The organism is Methylobacter sp. sgz302048 (genome assembly GCF_052162025.1).
Taxonomy (GTDB): Bacteria; Pseudomonadota; Gammaproteobacteria; order Methylococcales; family Methylomonadaceae; genus Methylobacter.
Window position 1 is genome coordinate 2,404,819 of record NZ_CP197401.1, and the last position, 17,761, is coordinate 2,422,579.

The 17,761-nt window shown below is 52.2% G+C and carries 13 protein-coding genes; 5 read left to right on the forward strand and 8 right to left on the reverse strand.

Annotated elements, in window-relative coordinates; translation table 11 throughout:
* Positions 1 to 64 precede the first annotated feature (64 nt).
* The 4 genes from ACTNE6_RS10955 to ACTNE6_RS10970 form a co-directional block, all read right to left on the reverse strand.
* The gene (locus ACTNE6_RS10955) at positions 65 to 5,413 is read right to left on the reverse strand and encodes a peroxidase family protein (protein WP_442496711.1); all 5,349 of its coding nucleotides are present in this window, start codon (positions 5,411 to 5,413) and stop codon (positions 65 to 67) included.
* A 790-nt stretch (positions 5,414 to 6,203) separates the two neighbouring features.
* Positions 6,204 to 6,941, reverse strand: coding sequence for a DUF434 domain-containing protein (locus tag ACTNE6_RS10960; RefSeq protein WP_442496712.1), 738 nt, complete (start codon positions 6,939 to 6,941; stop codon positions 6,204 to 6,206).
* 24 nt (positions 6,942 to 6,965) lie between these two features.
* Positions 6,966 to 8,084 (reverse strand): hypothetical protein, encoded by a 1,119-nt coding sequence (locus tag ACTNE6_RS10965; protein WP_442496713.1) that lies wholly within the window; start codon positions 8,082 to 8,084, stop codon positions 6,966 to 6,968.
* Positions 8,085 to 8,142: 58 nt separating this feature from the next.
* The gene (locus ACTNE6_RS10970; protein WP_442496714.1) at positions 8,143 to 9,990 is read right to left on the reverse strand and encodes an LTA synthase family protein; all 1,848 of its coding nucleotides are present in this window, start codon (positions 9,988 to 9,990) and stop codon (positions 8,143 to 8,145) included.
* Between the two features lie 177 nt (positions 9,991 to 10,167).
* Between ACTNE6_RS10970 and fae the strand changes: the two genes are divergently transcribed.
* The gene (gene fae / locus ACTNE6_RS10975; RefSeq protein WP_194970768.1) at positions 10,168 to 10,719 is read left to right on the forward strand and encodes a formaldehyde-activating enzyme; all 552 of its coding nucleotides are present in this window, start codon (positions 10,168 to 10,170) and stop codon (positions 10,717 to 10,719) included.
* A gap of 123 nt (positions 10,720 to 10,842) precedes the next feature.
* Here fae and ACTNE6_RS10980 read toward each other — a convergent pair whose 3' ends face one another.
* The gene (locus ACTNE6_RS10980; protein ID WP_194970767.1) at positions 10,843 to 11,346 is read right to left on the reverse strand and encodes a DUF1269 domain-containing protein; all 504 of its coding nucleotides are present in this window, start codon (positions 11,344 to 11,346) and stop codon (positions 10,843 to 10,845) included.
* A 274-nt stretch (positions 11,347 to 11,620) separates the two neighbouring features.
* On the opposite strand from ACTNE6_RS10980, the gene ACTNE6_RS10985 reads away from it, so the two are divergent.
* From ACTNE6_RS10985 to ACTNE6_RS11000, 4 genes are read left to right on the forward strand one after another with little or no spacing between them, the layout of a single operon-like run.
* A complete protein-coding gene (locus tag ACTNE6_RS10985) occupies positions 11,621 to 12,244 on the forward strand; it encodes a paraquat-inducible protein A (RefSeq protein ID WP_194970766.1) in 624 nt (207 codons plus the stop codon).
* On the forward strand, positions 12,241 to 12,858 hold the full coding sequence (locus tag ACTNE6_RS10990) for a paraquat-inducible protein A (protein ID WP_194970765.1): 618 nt from the start codon (positions 12,241 to 12,243) through the stop codon (positions 12,856 to 12,858). Before ACTNE6_RS10985 ends, ACTNE6_RS10990 begins: the two co-directional genes overlap by 4 nt.
* 2 nt (positions 12,859 to 12,860) lie before the next feature.
* On the forward strand, positions 12,861 to 14,444 hold the full coding sequence (locus tag ACTNE6_RS10995) for a PqiB family protein (protein ID WP_442496715.1): 1,584 nt from the start codon (positions 12,861 to 12,863) through the stop codon (positions 14,442 to 14,444).
* A 6-nt stretch (positions 14,445 to 14,450) separates the two neighbouring features.
* Positions 14,451 to 15,038, forward strand: coding sequence for a PqiC family protein (locus ACTNE6_RS11000; protein ID WP_442496716.1), 588 nt, complete (start codon positions 14,451 to 14,453; stop codon positions 15,036 to 15,038).
* Here ACTNE6_RS11000 and ACTNE6_RS11005 read toward each other — a convergent pair.
* From ACTNE6_RS11005 to ACTNE6_RS11015, 3 genes are all read right to left on the reverse strand, one after another.
* Entirely contained in the window at positions 15,009 to 15,803 is a 795-nt protein-coding gene (locus tag ACTNE6_RS11005; RefSeq protein WP_442496717.1) for a transglycosylase SLT domain-containing protein, read from the reverse strand. The genes ACTNE6_RS11000 and ACTNE6_RS11005 overlap by 30 nt on opposite strands.
* 207 nt (positions 15,804 to 16,010) lie before the next feature.
* Positions 16,011 to 16,610, reverse strand: coding sequence for an NUDIX domain-containing protein (locus tag ACTNE6_RS11010; RefSeq protein WP_442496718.1), 600 nt, complete (start codon positions 16,608 to 16,610; stop codon positions 16,011 to 16,013).
* Positions 16,610 to 17,728: a PQQ-dependent sugar dehydrogenase gene (locus tag ACTNE6_RS11015; protein WP_442496719.1), complete on the reverse strand. Its 1,119-nt coding sequence runs from the start codon at positions 17,726 to 17,728 to the stop codon at positions 16,610 to 16,612. Before ACTNE6_RS11015 ends, ACTNE6_RS11010 begins: the two co-directional genes overlap by 1 nt.
* Positions 17,729 to 17,761 lie beyond the last annotated feature (33 nt).

Here is a 17,761-nt window from a genome sequence, read left to right on the forward strand (position 1 = left end):
GCTTTGGAACCGTCCCACAGGCATCCGTGCAGCGAACTACGATTTTAATAGTGCGTTTTCTGAGTTATCGCCCCCTGCCCGTTAAGGTGCCGGTTGGGTTATTGCTGGCGCTGCTCACTATTGATAACGTTCCTGTAAACAGCTGGGCGGCAGTCGGCCTGAAGGTGGCGATAAGCGTGCAGGAACTGCCCGGAAGAACGCGTGTGGCACAGGTGTTCAGACTGCTGATCCCGAACGGCGCAGTCGCGCTCGCCGAGGTGATGAAGAGCGGGGCGGTGCCCGTGTTTCTCACCAGAACAGGCGCGTTGACAGTAGTACCCACCGGTACAGCCAGGCCAGCAAAGAAGCTCGTGTCGGCGACAGTAGCAGTCGTGGGCGGGATTATGCCGGTGCCGCTTGCCGTAACGCTGGAGGGTGACCCCGCCGCATTGTGCACGATATTAATAGTGACTGTCTTGCTACCAGCCGTAGTAGGCCTGAACCGCACACTGATGGCGCAAGAACTGCCCGCTGCCACAGTCGTACAGCCGTTAGTTAACAAAAACTGTGTCGTATTACCTGTCATTGAAACATTGGATACGATAAGATTTTGCCCTCCGGTGTTGGAGACAGTGATGGTTCGAGCTGCCGAGGTAGTCCCGGTGGCTTGGTTCGGGAAAGTCAGCGAAGTAGACGATAGTGCGGCGATAGGACCTGCCGGAAGACCTGTACCACTCACCGTGATGCTGGAGGGTGATCCCGCTGCATTATGGGCAATGGAGACAGTAGCTGTCTTATTGCCGGCCGCAGTGGGCGCGAACTGCACATCGACTGTACAGGAATTGTTGGGCGCGACAGTCGCACAGTTATTGTTAGTTAACAAGAACTGTGACGCGTCGGCACCCGTCAATGTGATGCCTGATACGATGAGGTTAGAAAGCCCAGTGTTGGTGACCGTGATAGTCTGAGCCACCGAGCTGGTGCCTACAACCTGATCTGCGAAGCCCAGCACTGGTGAAGCAGGCGACAGTTCGGCTACCGGAGCGGTCAATCCAGCTATGGAAACTGGAGTGGCACGAACATCACAGGTGTTTTTAAGAGCACCAGGAACATCACAGAAGCTGATCTGCTCGATATTCCACAGAATATCAGTGCCGTCATCGACGCCACCGCCGCCTCCACCGCCGCCAGCGGCAGTGTTATCGCGTACAGTTACACTGCCATCGGCATTAGCGGCAATAGTGTAATTGACCTCTGGCCCTGAGAATAACGCCGTGTCGCAGTTGAGCGGTGTTGCAGCGCCGCAGTCAGGTGCTGGAACGGCCGGAGTCAGGACCTCACGAACAGCCACGATCTGACCTGGATCGACCAGCCCGGCAAACACAGCTTGTTGCAAGGTCATATTGGTAGTGCCGGAGCCAAAGTTTCCTGTCACGGCCTTGTTCTCCATGAGGTCGGTGCTGCCGATCTCGGCGCCTGTGCCGTCCGGATTAGCACGAATACTGAGCCGGACGTTCAGATAACGGTCGCCATCGAGGATGTCATTGGCGCCGCGTCCCTCGAGTTGATCACTGCCATCGCCGCCAAGGAGGATATTGCCCTCACCCCAGACGAAGTCTCCGGTTAGCAAACAAAAGTTGGTTACGGAATTGGCAATGACCGAAGCCAACGGTGTAGCCGTACCCGCAGCCAGCGGTGGAACCAGAGCATCTAAGCCGGCAATGCGATCCAGACCAGCCTGGTCTAACGCATCACAGCCAATGAAGCCGCCACCGCCGACTTGGCTAGGGATAATGTCATCGCCGCGCAGGGTATCGTTAAACTTCCAGCCGGACAGCGCTTCAACTTCATTGTACCGGTCGCGAGTTTCATTCACCGGTGGTGTGTTGAGAATCAGCAGAGCCAAATCAGCATTTTGAGGCTGTGGATCTCCCACACCAATCACCCAGTCATAGCCAGCGGCTCCAGCATTCTTCTCGACACCAGGACCAGCCACGCCAATATCGTCACCGCCCTCCATGTCATAGTCGTCGTCTCCGCCCTGACCGATCAGAATGTCATGTCCGGGCAGGTTGTGGTCATCGAAAAACAAAGTGGAACTATCGCCGATCAGGAGGTCTGGCTGATCGCCACCCTCTTCCCAATCGTCGCCACTGTCACCGAAGACGGCATCTGTACCTTGCCCAGCAATAGAGAAGTCATCACCGGGGCCGGCAAAAGTTTCATTGATATTGCCACCGCCGTTGGTGAAGTCCTTACCATCTCCGCCCATAATGATGTCATCACCGATGCCGCCGTCAATGGCGTCATTGCCAGGACCGCCTTTGAGGACGTCAGCACCGCCGAAGTCAGTAATGATGTCATTGCCTTCGCCGCCGAGAGCAACGTCGTCTCCGCCGCCGCCTTCGATTCTGTCATTGCCAAGGCCGCCCCAGAAAGTGTCGTTGTCGTTGCCGCCGTAGAAGTCATCGGCAAAATCAGTGCCATTGTAAACACTTTGGCCGTTGATACCCGTCGGATCGACACTGTTGATTGAGCGATATCGTATCGTGCCGTCAGGTTCTCGCAGCAACAAAAGATTTTCGTTACATTCCGAAGCCGGATCATCATTGACCGAACCTGGGCCGGTAATAGCACTGCCTGCAGCCGCAGGGAAAGTAAGGTTGCCACGCTCAAACTTGCAGTCGGCTGTCGCGAACGGATCAGCCTTCAGGGTGTGGGCTGGCGTATTGCGCATTATCAACTCGGCGAATGAATTGCCCTCGAGCTGGGTCCGAAGGTTCATACCCGGCGTGCGAGCCAGATAATAGAACCGGTCGCCGTTCTGGAGATCGGTGAGCTGTTTCTCGAACACATAGTTGAAAGTAGGACCCAGCAGGCCGCCAAACAGGTTAGTGTTTTCGGCAAGACCGCCCACCCAGAGGTCGATATCATCAACCCCGGTTTTGGATACGCCATTCGCATCATTCGCCCAGGAACCCGTACTGAACATGAAGTCAGCGCTGTCATCGGGAGGGAAGATGTTGTCGGCGCTTTCATCTACACGTGTATTAGGATCGTCAACCAGGACGCCGTCCGGTCCGGGCAGAACTGTACCGTTGACGATCTGGTCAGCGGCATTACGTTTACCGTCTAGAGTCGTCGCAGCAACAATGGTTGGATGTTTACCATACGCGGCAACAAAGTTGAGTAACGACGCATGGTGCTTAAGCACCTGGTCGAAATCAATCCAGTTTGCATAAGGCGCCAACTGACCATCGTTTGTTGTCGCGAAAATTTGCTTGCGAACGTTGTTCAGAGAAGGAATACCTTCACTGCGGGCGCGCGCCATGTTGATGCTGGGCAGGTCGAGAGGCAGGCCCAGCAGATGGCTGCGCATCGTTTCAGAGACGAATTCGTCTATCTCGTTACCGGTCTGATCCGATAAGCCCATGAGAATGGCGCCGGCCGCTTCCCTGGAGTTGAGCCTGACGCCGTTGCCTCCGTCATTGTAGACTGCCGGGTTAAGGAATCCGTCGAACAGTGGTATATCATTGTGCAACGGCGCACCAAGCGCCACAGATTCAGACGAATTTAAGCGCGGAATCGTATCGGTCAGCATCGAGTGGCCGAAGCGGTAGACCGCATGGGCAAATTCAGCCGTGATTGCCGGGTTGAGGTCCGTCTGGTTGAAGGCAAAAGGCTCGAAAGGGTTGATGGCGGGCTGGACCTTGCGCGCAAACTCCTCGAACACCAGATGCTGATATTCCATCTCAGTGACGAAACGGGCGGCCTGGAACAGACGCTCTTCATAGGTAAAGGTCTTGTCCGGTCCTGGAGTGAGATTGACGTTCTTGAAATCCGCCAACAGCTCGGCGTTCTCGGGCCGGGTCAGCACGCCATCAGTCGGATTGCTGTAGTAATCGACCAGGCGATTGTGTTCGGAGTGGAAGACCTGATGGACCGCAGTCAGCGCAATATTCTCGTTGCAGCGCCCATCGCCGCAGATGAAGTGCAGATCCAGCAGTTCATCATCATACTCGCCGGTCGCGACCGGATCGAGGCTGCCGCCCGCCGTATCATCGGCATCAGGCGTCTTGGGAGCAGTGACAGTTCCCGGATCTGCGCTATGTGCGATGTCGTTCAGAAATGCCGTTTTGATACGTTCCACGTTAGACGGAGCGGCAACCGGAGCGCTCAAGTTGCCCTCGACGAGGCCGGTAGCCGTCACGTACTGAGGAAGACCGTTCGGGCCGGGCAGGAAGTTGCCGTACTGATCGGCCGCTATCATTGGGATGTCGCTGACGTCCGCATCGACAAGCTGAAGACCAAGCTTAGTTGCCGCCTGCTCCTTGATCATCGCCCAAGTGGGCAAACCGCCATCGGCTTGCTCGAAGAACCTGCCGGTCGCAACTGGCTTGCCCTCAGCATTGAGAACATACTCGCGGGTGAAGACCTGGTGCGATGAATGTGAAGTGTAGGTCTGGCTTTGATCTACGAACGGGGTGTCAGTGTTCGGGGCATTACGAAAGCCGTCAGGACCTTGTATGATAGTGCCGCGGGTCATGACCATGAATCGCTGTTGAGCCGGAAGATCATCGGCATTGCCGAAAATGTGGTCCGGCCCGGCGACCAGCGGGTCGTCCTCCTTCAACGGAACGAAAACCTGTCCATTGCCTCCGTTAGTGATCTTATCGAGACCATGGTCGAAAAATTGACCAAAGATTGTAAACAACGAGTTGAATGGCGGCGAAAGACCGACATCAGTGGTAACGTTAGGGATGAATAGGGTTTGATGCGCAGGCACACATCCTGCAGGGAGCCCGTCGGTACCACCCGGCGTTGTCGGCTCCGTCGTGCATGGGAAAACCCCTTCATTGCCCTGGGTTCTAATGGGAAAACCAGCCACATTGACGGCAGCCGGATTGGTTGAAGTTTGGTCAACGATCAGGTTGCTGATCACGCGGGGCGAGGAGTCGAAAACAGAACCGCTGGTCTGGTTGTAGTTTGTGTTACTCCCGGCTCCCGGGAAACCTTGCGGGATCTTATCCGCAGGCTTATTGAAATTCGGTGTGGTCAGGCGCGGGAACGGCTGGTCTGCGGCGCCGAATTTCTCTTGGCCGGCTTGGAGGTTGTTGCAAGTCCCGTCTACCGTTCGCAGTCCGAGGGAAAGAAGCGGGCTGCCGATCTGGTTAGGGCCGTTGCCGAGAAGCGCTCCGCAGGGGCCTGTTGCTGGTGTGGTATTCGTTGAGTGATATTCAGAGATCTTAATCTGTTGAAGGATATAGGCCAGATCGGAAGCAGTGACAGTGAAGCCCGAACCGACCTGTGCGGGATTTACTGCGGCAAACGATGGAGCTACGCCGATATTCGGCATGGCCATGAGCAGCGATATCAATGCGGCTAAAGGTCTCTTGCCTTTTGGAGCAAACCTGCGTCGAGTTCTAATTAACATTTTTCATTCCCCATATTGATGGATGGACTTGCCATCTGGAGGAACCCTTTGGCGTCAGGCCAGGCCTTCGAAGGGGGTCCGCATATGTTCTCGCTGGCCAGAAGCCGCCTGGCAACAGCATCACAATTACGCTAAATACAGATGTCATAACTACATACTCCTTACTCAAGATTATTTTCAGGTTCAAACATCCTTCTGCTTTAGCTGAAGGATGTTCTATTCTTGACTACGGCAGTAGGTTATATTTAGTGTCAATCCTATACACTACAGTCAACACTGTATTTCAATGTAAGGAAATCCTGTATTTATGAGCTAGGGTATGAGCAAGGATGTAATCCGAACGAGATATCTTTTGGATGCACTGGTTTTGCGGAAATAAATAGGGAGACTTCCGCCCGGCAAAAAAACAAATATAGGGATTGGGAAATGTATTTACGCAAGCTGAACTATGCAAGACCTGAACAGCAGGTGTTCCATAAAGTTCGTGAAAAGCAGGCGCAACATGGAGAGTTACTTGATGAGATTATCAGCTGATGTTGCGCATAGACCGTTTTTATCCTGCCTGCCGCGCTTTTCATTCAACTCGCAGCACATCGTTGCCTGAATAGTGATGCACGCATGTAGATGCAAATTTACTTGTGCCCCTTGCGGGTATTCGCACTACAGAAACCGGTACACGGGCGTTTGTCCCGGGTTGAATACACTCTAAAAGGCACAAGTGAATTCGATCCTACAGTTGCTCCAATTTTGTTAAACCCATCGCAATTCGGCTGATGCGTAACATCAATTATCAGACCGGGCAATCGGTATTGGAAAAGTCAATAATCCAAGCTCCAGGAAAAAAATTCGCCACGATGTAATCAGTTAGATTTACCCATTGACTGACTTCGTCCAAAACAACTGAATCGGAGGTAATTGCAATTTGACCGGAACGGATGATGAATTGATCAGGATTGTCCATTAAAGCCGTCTGCCAGTTCCAGTCCTGAACTTCAGCGATTTCGCGCACCATGACCGCCAAGCGGCCGCTATTGGAAACAGGTCTGTCAAAAACCCATAGGATGTTTTCCGGCCCGAAAAACTCAAGCGCCTGACCGATAAGCACTATGGCATTGCCGGTTTCATGGACCTGCCGGTAAGTGCCGTGGATGCTGGCTATATCGCGGATGCAGCCATCCCGGCAACGCAGCGCTACGCCGCCGGCCATGATTGTTTCGATTGTAATGACCAGATTGAGCCCATCGATAACCAGTTGCCGCTCTTTGATGGCCTCAATCGGCAGGCATTTCGCTGCTCTCATCGCCCTGCTTTCATCCGAGCAGGCTGCTCTGGAAATAGCCAGGCGTTGGCGTTTAGGCAACTGGTAATGGTCGCCTACCAGCTTGATGGCGGAATGCCGGGCATAGCCGCGATTGAGTAGCCAGTCAAGGTCATAGGCGGCCTTGCGCAAGTGCAGCAAATTCTCATCGTTGAATAACTCTTTATCGCCGAGGTGCGCGCTTCGATGCCTTTGTCCATGCGTATTCATATTTTGCTGCCCGGCCCATTAAGATTATATTCCCGGCCTTGACTCCATGTGCTCCTGCCTGCCGGCGATCAGCATGCGCGCCAGTCTGCGCAAACCTTCCGAGGAAATCTCCAGGCCGAAAGGCGCGCCGAGATTCTCAAGCTCATACATGACGTCGGTCGCGGCTATGAACGTCAGATATTGCATGCCTTGTATGCCGGGCACTTCCTTGGCGACGGTTTTCAGGACAGGCGCCAGACGCTCCCAAGTGTCGGTAAAGAATACGCGGACAGGATCGGCGCCGTTCGCGCTCTGCCCTTTCAAGCCGGCCTGGAAGGCGGCTCGCGAATCCAGCAGAATTTGCATCAAGGTTTCGCGCACCTCCTGCGACTGGGTGTCATCGGACGCCTTTTTAATGGCTGATGACAAAAACTCATCCCATTGCTGCCAGGTGGCCGCCCATTGCTGTTGCTCCGCTTCGCTGAAGGCCGGAGCCGGACCTTGCTTGGACGCGGCCATTTGAGCCGGCGCATCGAAGGCGAGATTAACGTTAATGCCGTTATCTTGCGCCTGAACGTTGTTGAATCTCAGCGTATTCACTATCTCCTGAAATTGCGTGGCGTTCTCTCTTGGCAAAAACTTGGCCAAGGTTTGCTGAATATCGACGCGGGATTCATTCAGATCCACTTTCACGGCAGCAAGTCTGGGTTCGACGACGCGGGTGATCAGATCCTGCAATTTATCGATAGTCAACTGACGGCCTTGACTATCGTAAGCGTTGGCGCGAGTCACAGGAAAGGTCACGACAGACTGCTCGGCATTCAGGGTCGGCTGCTGAAAAGTCTCCAATACCCCCGCCCAGTCCAGCATGGGTACGCATTGACCGCCAAACCCGGTCCCGAACCGGGCCTGGACTTCATTTAATAGCCGGACCTGACCGTTTTGTCCGCTGACCTGTGGATTGGAAAACTTTAAATAACTGCATCCCTGCTTGTCGTTCCAGAGCTGGGCGCTGTGGCCAGCACCTTTGTAGAGCTGTGTAACCAGCGCTTTCTCAATCATGCTGTAATCAATCTGCAGCGGAACGGTGATTTGATTCGCCCAGCCGCTGTTTGAAAAAAGCGCGGAGAGGCTGAGCATCGTTATTGGAAAATATTTTTTCATGCGTTTTCTCCGAAAAATCAATGGACGGCCATCGAGCCGCCCTACTACGCTTGTAGCTTTATTTCGTTTTCTTGGTCTCTTCTTCCTGCTTGGCCGTAACATCGGCTGTTACAGGCTCAGAAATATCCTCCTCAATGGCAGGATGCTTGGGGCGGGTAAATTGGCGGCCTATGAACAAATCATTACCGACCACCAGCACGTCACGCAGCCAATCGGCGGAAGCCTGGCAGCCAGCCGAATAAGGCGGCTCCTTGCAGAGATCCACTTTCCCGTCGTGTGCAAGGTTGAAATGCAGGCCAGGCAATGGCCGCACCCGCATATCCGGCATGGAGTCGGTATAATCCATGATGGTCGGCTCGTTGAAATTCAGCAGGTTCAGTACGAACTTGGACACCTGATAAAGCGGCATGCTGCCGAATTTAACCGGCCCGCGTTTGCCGTCGATGATCAGCATCGGCGTGCTGACATAAAACCTGAACATATCGGGCGTAAAGTCGCTGCGGTTGGATGCCAGCACGCCTGAATCGACATAGCCGGCAAAATTCTCGCCCAGAAAAGGCAAGTGATCGCCAAACAATACAATAATGCCGTCCGGATCGCGTTTGCGCATTTCGTCAATAAAACCCATCATTTCCCTGGACTTGTAATAGACTGTATTACCATAACTCGATACTTCCTCTACAGGAGAAGGCGATGACACTTTATCGGGCCTGTTTTCGCTTAAAGGATAATTCCAGTGCCCGAAATAGGTCACGATATAATCCAGAATCGGTTGCTTCGCATCCAGAGACGGCTGGATTTTCTCCATAACCTGGCGGTACAGCGAAACGTCGGACAGAAATTCGCGGTTCATGTCATCCAGCACGAAATCCTGTATCGAATAGTAAGTCTGGAAACCGATGCGCCGATAAGCATTTACACGATTCCAGAAGACGGGCACATTAGGATGGGATGCTATTGTCTTGTAACCGTTTTCGGCAAGAATATGCGGCAGACAAGGCACATCGTTCAGCAACTGGCGCTCGAATTTGACGTTATCCTTAACAACCGGAAACCCGCACAGGACTTCAAATTCCGAATTGGCGGTAAAGCCGCCGAATACCGGCGATAGCGCATGTGAATAGCCCGCGCTTTTCCAAAGCTTGCGAAATTCCGGCGACAGCGGATTCTGCTTGTATTTCGCTTTCTTCAGTTCATTCGGGTCCCAGAAAGACTCCAGCAGGACGAGATGTACATTGCGCGGCGTAAACGACTGAGCATCGGCGACTTTTTTCGGCGCAGCCATCCGCAGTTTTTCAGCCGCTTCCTGAGCCCTGTCCAGATCAGGCACCACATCGGCCTCGACAATACGGCGCGCGCTCTCCTGAATGGTATAAACCGTCGCGCCGTGCCAGACATAATTGGAACGCTGATCCCATACTGAATTGCCAAAGAATTTATCGAGAGGATCGACAATCAACTTGGGCTCATAGGTCATGGTGATGCCGAACAGAAATACAACGAAACTGGCGACATAAGAGGTCCAATGCCGCATGGTAAAGTTGTACAACAGCAACCCAGCGATGGCGGCCAATGGCACCGCCGCGGCAAAGAACCGCCAGCCTTCGAGGATCAGCAACAGGGAGCGTAACGCATGTATATCGTCCGGCATGATCGGGCCGCCGAAAAAAGATATCTTTATAGCATTGCCGACATAGAGTATGCCCATCACCAGGGCCTGGATCACCAGGAAGATCCATAGGCGTCTTGAAAAAGCGAAGAGTATGTAACCGATAATGACTTGCAGCAGATAATCGTAAGGTATGGCTTTAAAGTGGAACTCTACGTCGAATTTAAAGACGCTGATCAGATAATACAGCGCATAAAACACCGTCGTGGAAATAACGGGTAAAAATTTTAATAACATAGTGATTAAAAAAGTGGGATTTCTGGAAACAGTCAAATAGATTGCTGATTGGTCTCAGCTTATTATAACCATCCTTACTGCACGCTGAATCATCTTCATCTAATTTTCATTATTGCCGGCTTCTCTTTATCCGTCATAGAATGCCCGTTTCTTATACTTTTAATTTTGGGGGTTTCAATGTCAGATACAATTTGGTTCAGAACCGGTGAAGCAACGGTATTTTCCAGCGAAGGTCAAGGCACGGACGCGATGCCTGAGATCCTGATTGGCGATGTTAAAGGGCCGGCAGGCCAGGCGTTTGCCAATCTGATGGGACAGACCGAAGGCCATACGCGCATGTTCGCCATTCGCGCCTGCAATCAGCAGGTGCGCCCTGCCACTATCATGGTGCCTAAAGTCACTATCAAATCCAGCGCTTATGTAAATCTGTTCGGCGGCCCTGTGCAGTCCGCCGTGGCTGACGCAGTGCTGGACAGCGTGATTGAAGGCGTTATTCCGGCTGATAAAGCCAATGATTTGTGCATTATCGCGATGCTCTGGATCGCCCCTGAATGCGCGGCGGACCCGGATGTGGATCGCAAGGATTTATACCGCACCAACTATGAAGCCATGAAGTTGGCTATTTCGCGCGCCATGAGCAATTCGCCCAGCATTGAGGAATTAATTGCCAACCGCAATAAAATTGTTCACGAGATGTACGATCCTGAAACTGGCGAGTCTCAGTGGTAATTTTGGATTGATGGACTTGGCCCCCATTCTGCTGTGCGGGATGGGAGTCATCTTTATCCGCCAAGCAGAATCGATTCCATACCCTCAAATTCGACAGTGGGATGATGCTTGAGAACTTTTTGCTTAATATCCGCTAGGCAAGATCGGTTCTATACCCTCAAATTCGGCAGTCGGATGATGCTTGAGAACTTTTTGCTTAATATCCTCTATCCGTTCGCGGGGGATATCGATTAGAACGAGCAATTCACCCTTTTCAATGGCATCTTCAAACTGTTTCAGCTTGGTATTTCCGACATTCATTCCCATCAGGCCGCCTCCCAGCGAACCAATGGTTGCGCCAGCCATGATGGCGCCCAGTATGGCGCCTCCGGCGATCACAAATCCGGAGAAAGCCAAACCCGCCAGACCGGCTAATAATCCACCGGTGCCGCCCAAGAGAGCGCCTCGTTCCAAAGCCGGAATAAAATCCGTTTTCTGCAATAGGGAGGCTTCAGGCATATCCTCTAGCGGCGTATCCCGTTTGGCGAGTACATGGATATGCCGTTCTTCTATACCTTCAGCACGCAGTTCGTCGACAATTTTATGGGTCGTTTCAATATCAGGAACTAAAAAGTATATTGTTCTCATGATGTTTCTAACTCAAGTCAGATTAACAATCCGGATTTCTGCTTTAACGACAATAGAACTGGAACTAAAATCCGTTATTTTATTATGATGAAAAGACGATTTTTATCAATTAGTGCGACTACTTAAGCTATCTGTATGCATTCACTGGAAAATTCTCCCGCCGAAAATGCAGAATACGGCAATGTGTCACTCAAGCTGCTTGTAGGTTCATGTTATACTTAGCAGTTAATGTCTCAGCTTGATCGCCAATTTACCCACTTAAAACAGTTGGACCATGAGTAGAATTGAACTTGATGCCTGCGCCGAATGCGATTTGTTATTGAATCCGGCCCAGCCAGCCATGGGCGACAAAGCGCAATGCCCCCGTTGCGGTTACTTGCTCCAGCGCCCGCGCAAACAAAGCATCGAGCGCACCTTCGCACTGTCGATCGCCGGACTGATACTGATTTTTCCGGCCAATCTATTGCCGCTGGTCGGCATAAAAGTGCTGGGCAACACGCGAGACGGTACGTTATGGTCCGGCGTGGCAACGCTATACCAGGAAGACATGTGGGCTGTCGCCATACTGGTGTTCTTATCCAGCATACTGTTCCCTTTGGTTAATATTGTGCTGTCTCTGCTGGTGAGCGGCCATCTTTATTTCCAGAAACCGAACCAGCTTCTGCCGCGCTGGATGCGATGGCTGCAACACATTGAAGAATGGGCCATGCTGGAGGTTTACACGCTGGGCATTATTGTTGCCTGCGTCAAGCTGGCATCGATGGCTGAGCTCAGATTCGGCTTCGGCCTGTATGCATTTGTCACTTTATTGATCGTTAACGCCATGCTGGCCAGCAGCCTGGATCAATACCTGTTCTGGCGCCGTATAGAACAGCTGCGCCCTAAGCATTCTCCATGAAAAAAGAAGTAAGCGCACTGGCGCAAGGCCTTATCCGCTGCCATGACTGCGGCTGTTTGACAAATATCTCGGCGGCTGGCCGGCCTTCGCACTGCCGGCTTTGCGGCAGCTCTCTGCATGCGCGCCTGCCGAACAGCATGCAGCGCACCTGGGCGCTGTTGATCAGCGCATTTCTGCTTTACATTCCGGCCAATCTTTACCCGATCATGACCGTTACCCAATTGACTGCCGGCGAACCGCACACGATTATCGGCGGCATTATCGAACTGATCAAAGGCGGCATGATGCCCATCGCCATGCTGGTCCTGGTCGCCAGCATTCTGGTGCCGCTGCTGAAACTGCTCGGCATCGCCTTACTGCTGCTGTGCACGCATTACCGCTGGCAGGTCGACGCCCATAAATGGACGGTCATGTATCGTATTATCGCCTTTGTCGGCCGCTGGTCCATGCTCGATATTTTCATGATTTCCATCCTCGTTTCTTTGGTCGATATGGGCGGCATTGCCCGTGTTATTGCAGGGCCTGCGGCCACGGCATTTGCGGCCGTCGTGGTGCTTACGATGCTTGCGGCCAAAAGTTTCGATCCACGCCTCATCTGGGACAACCAACATTAAGTATGAACAGCTTTAACGATTCTTACGACGCCACAGACGTAGCGCTCAACAAAAAATCCGAATTACCGCTGGTATGGTTCCTGCCGGTTATCGCGTTGTTGGTCAGCGGCTGGCTGATCTATAAATCGCACATGGAAAAAGGTCCCGTTATTACGATCGCTTTCCCTACGGCGGAAGGACTGGAAGTCGATAAAACCAAAATACGCTATCTTGATGTCGAAGTCGGCAAAGTAACGGCCATTTCGATCAATGATGACAACAAAACCATTCGCGTGACGGCGCAGATGAACAGCACGGCCGCCGGCTATCTGAAGGAAAACACCAGTTTCTGGGTGGTAAGGCCTCAGGTCGGCCTGGGCGGCATCTCGGGATTGGGCACTTTGCTGTCCGGGCCTTATATAGGCATGAAGCCCGGCAATGGCCGCAGACAGGAGCATTTTACCGGTCTCACCACACCGCCCTTGCTGAAAACCCATGTCGACGGCAAACAATTCATACTGGAAACCAGCAATCTGGGCTCGATGCGCCCCGGCACGCCGATTAATTTTCACGGCATTATCGTCGGCGAAGTGCTCAGCCATGAGCTGTCCGCCGAGGCCAATGCCATACGCTTAACCGTATTCATCAATTCCCCTTACGATCAGTTTGTCAGAAAAAACACGCGTTTCTGGATAGACAGCGGCGTCGACTTATCGGCCGGCGCCGACGGCTTTAAAGTCAGAACCGGACCTTTGATCTCCCTGTTGAGCGGCGGCATCGCTTTCCGGGCATCGGCTCAGGATAAGACCACTGACATCCAGCCTGAAAACACGCTGTTTCAGCTGTATGATACCTATGAGCAATCAACCCAGACTGTCTACAAAAACACGCTGAAATATGTCATGTATTTCAAGGGCTCGCTACGCGGTCTGACGGAAGGCGCGCCGGTGCAGTTGCGCGGCATCCCGATCGGCAAGGTCACCGGCATCAATCTGGAAGTCGACAAAAAAACCATGGAAATACGCGTGCCGGTCATCGTGGAACTGGAACCCGAACGTATCAAGGAAGTGAACAGTCAGCCAGGGGTCAGCGACGAGGACATGATGGCAAGACTGATCAAAAAAGGCTTGCGTGCGCAATTGCAAACGGGCAGCCTGCTGACCGGCCAACTTCTTGTTGACCTGGACTTTTATCCGGACAGCAAAATTGCCCTGAGCGACAACACGACGCCTCATCCCCAGTTTCCAACAACGGCCAGTTCCATGGATCAGTTTACACAATCGGCCAATATCATCATGAATAAAGTGGCCAAATTACCGCTGGACAAATTGACCCAGGATATCGACACGACGCTGATATCGCTGCAGGGCACATCGAAAGCGGCAACCGACATGCTCAAGTCGGCTAAAGGCACGCTAGGCAACGCTAACCATACCATTACCTCGGCTCAGCAGGTATTAAACACCTTTGAACCCGGCTCCACGGCGCGGTACGAACTGGAACAACTGCTCCGCGAGCTTTCGCAGGCGGCCAGTTCGGTCAGGCAGTTGTCCGATTTTCTGGAACAGCATCCGGATTCATTAATTCGCGGCAAGAAAGAGGAATAAATGCCTATGAAAATTTCACACTGGCTATTGATCGGCAGTCTGTTGTTGCTGTCGGCCTGTGCCTCGACGCCACCGACCAGTTTTTATGTACTGGAACCCTTCAGCAAGCCGCCTGCATCAGCGACAGGCATGGAAAAACAACGCCTGATCGGTGTAGGCCCCGTCTCTATTCCGGCGCTGATCGAACGTCAAAAGATAGTGACCCGAAAGGCGGACAACAATATAGAAATCGCCGAATTTCACCAATGGGCTTCGCCGTTAAAAGAAAATATCACTCAGGTATTGACGCGCGACCTTGCGCTGCTGATGCCTGACGATGTTGTCCGGTCCTATCCTTGGGGCGCATTCGGCTCAGTGGATTACCGCATTATCGTGGATGTCGTCCGGTTCGACACGCATCCCGGCCGTTCCGCCAATCTGGAAGCCGGCTGGGCCATCATGAATGAGAAAAATCACCAAATACTGACTCACGGCCATTCCAGAATTGAGCAGCCGCTTTCCGATACATCATATACGGGCACCGTCAATGCGTTGAGCGCTCTGCTCGGTGAATTCAGCCGGGAATTATCGCTGACGCTGGCCAAGATAAAATAGATCACCTTCACCCCCAGGCATGCTCCTTAAGACGGCCTGATGTATCGGAGCGATATTTCCAATAGGTTTTGCAGGAATCGGATGCATCGTTTTCTTATATAAGGCCTGTATGCGTCTGACATAATTCCGGGTTTCTTCATAAGGCGGCACGCCCTGATAGCGCTCTACCGCCTCTTCGCCCGCGTTATAGGCGGCCAGCACCAGTTCGACATTGCCTGAGAAATGATGGATCAGCCAGCTCAAATAAGCCGTGCCGCCGGTAATATTCTGAACCGGATTCCATACATCCCTGACGCCAAAGCGTTCAGCAGTAGCCGGAATCAGTTGCATCAGTCCCTGCGCGTTTTTACTGGACAGAGCCTTTTGATTGAACGCCGATTCAGTCTGGATGACGGCCAGTACCAGATTGGGATCGATGCCATAGACAGGCGCAATTTTATTAACCCAGGACTCGACAAATTTTCGGCCGGGACTGTCAATAAAAGCCGAAGATGTGAATTTTGGCGCTGGGTTACAGACTGAATCATGAAAGGCTTCAGCATCCTGATAGTCTTTTACCATGCGGCGGGAATAGGCATCGCCCATATCAGCGGCCCTGCGGTAATACTTGAAGGCTTTCCTGCAATCCTGTTGAATGCCGCGACCTTGTTCGTAAGAGACCGCCAGTTTACGCACACTTGCCGACATCCGATCAGCTTCGGCCGCATGCCCCCATACACTAGGAAAGGTTAAAAGTCCGACGATCAATACCTTGTTCCTGCTCATACCACTCTCCACACTCTGTTGCACGAGATTGATCTGGGGCATATGGCATGCCAGACCGGTGTGTTCTGTTTTTTATACTATTGAGTATAAGTACATAAAAAATCGCTGACCGAATAATTGCACAACTTGTTGATACTTAACTTGATGTTATTTCTATAATTAATAATTTAATGATGTATATATCTTTAATAAGCCGTACAGCAAAAATTATTTGACCCATTTCTGCCTAAGCTTTGGCCTGTTCAAAGCCAGCCATTGGATGGCGAGGATGGGAATGGCGGATTCAATCAGGCGGTCTTCCAGCATCTGATAGACTTCATCAAAATGCACGGCGCGCACCATGATGTCCTCGTGCTCATGATCCAGGCCATGAATGCCGCCGACATGAGTGCTGTCGACCTTGCCGCAAAACAGGGTAATCCATTCGGAAGAGCCGCCGGGAGTGGTATAAAATCCATTAATCAACATTAATTCCTGAATTTCACAGCCCGCTTCTTCCATTGACTCGCGATAAGCGACTTCCTCAGCCGTTTCGCCTTCTTCTATGGCGCCGGCAACAATCTCCAGCATCCAGGCTTTCTCGGGCTGCAAAATTCCCCCCACTCTGAATTGCTCGATCAGCACGACTTTATCGGCATCGGGATCATATAACAAAACGGCTACGCAATTGCCGCGCATAAACAGCTCGCGATCAATCTCGTCGCTCCAACCGCCGGCGAACAGGGAATGTCTCAAACGGTACGTTTCTAGCCGGAAAAAGCCCTGGTAGCCGACTTTCCTGTCGATAATCTCAAACTGTTTTTTCATTATTTTTTGTATTCCACTCTGTAAATAACGCCCAGTTTATCGTCGCTGATCAGTATACTGCCGTCCGGCATTTCCAGCACATCCACCGGACGCCCCAGCACCTTGCCCTGTTTAGTCAACCAGCCACTGACAAAGGGCTGTTCTGTAACAGGCTTGCCCTGGCTGAATTTTATCAGGGCAACGCGATAGCCTACTGGCGCGCTGCGGTTCCAGGAACCATGCTCGGCGACAAACAATTGATTTTTATACTCGGCCGGAAACTGTTTGCCCTGATAAAAACGCATGCCTATCGCAGCCATATGCGCTTTGATTTTCCAGACTGGTTTGGTGAATTCCTGACATTTTCTATCGCCGGCAAACTCGGGATCCGGTATATCATCGCCATGACAATAGGGAAAGCCGAAATGCTCGCCTTTGACAGACCATTTGTTGAGCTCATCGGGCGGTATGTCATCGCCCATGTAGTCGCGGCCATTATCTGTAAAGTACAGCGTTTTCTTGACCGGCTCCCAATCGAAGCCGACAGTATTCCTGATGCCGCGAGCGATAATTTCAGCTCCGCTGCCATCAGGATTCAGCCGTCCCAAAGAGGCATACATTTCTTCTCGAGGGTTACAGATATTGCAGGGGGCGCCGACCGCTGTGTAGAGCTTGTTGTCCGGCCCAAAGCGCAGGTATTTCCAGCCATGATGCTGATCCGAGGGCAGTTTATCGTAGATGGTGACCGGTCTGGGCGGATTGTCCAGATGCTGACTGATATTGTCGAAGCGGATAATGCGATTGACTTCAGCTACATAAAGCGCGCCATTTTTATAGGCTACGCCGTTGGGCATGTTCAACTCCCTGTCGATGACGTAACGTTTATCGGCGACGCCGTCGCGATTGCTGTCCTGCACAGCATAAACATAACCTTGCTGCATTGTGCCGGCAAAAACGGTTCCGTTGTCGCCTAACGCCAGAGAGCGGGCATTGGGAACATCATCGGCAAAAATAGAGATACGAAAACCGGGCGGCACTTGCAGTTGTTTGACGACATCCTGATAACGTCCTGATTGTGGAAATACCAGGCCGGCATTAAACAGAAGCAAGCCGAACAACATTATTCTCTTAAAAAACATGATGATGCCCTCCATTATTAAATTAATATTTAT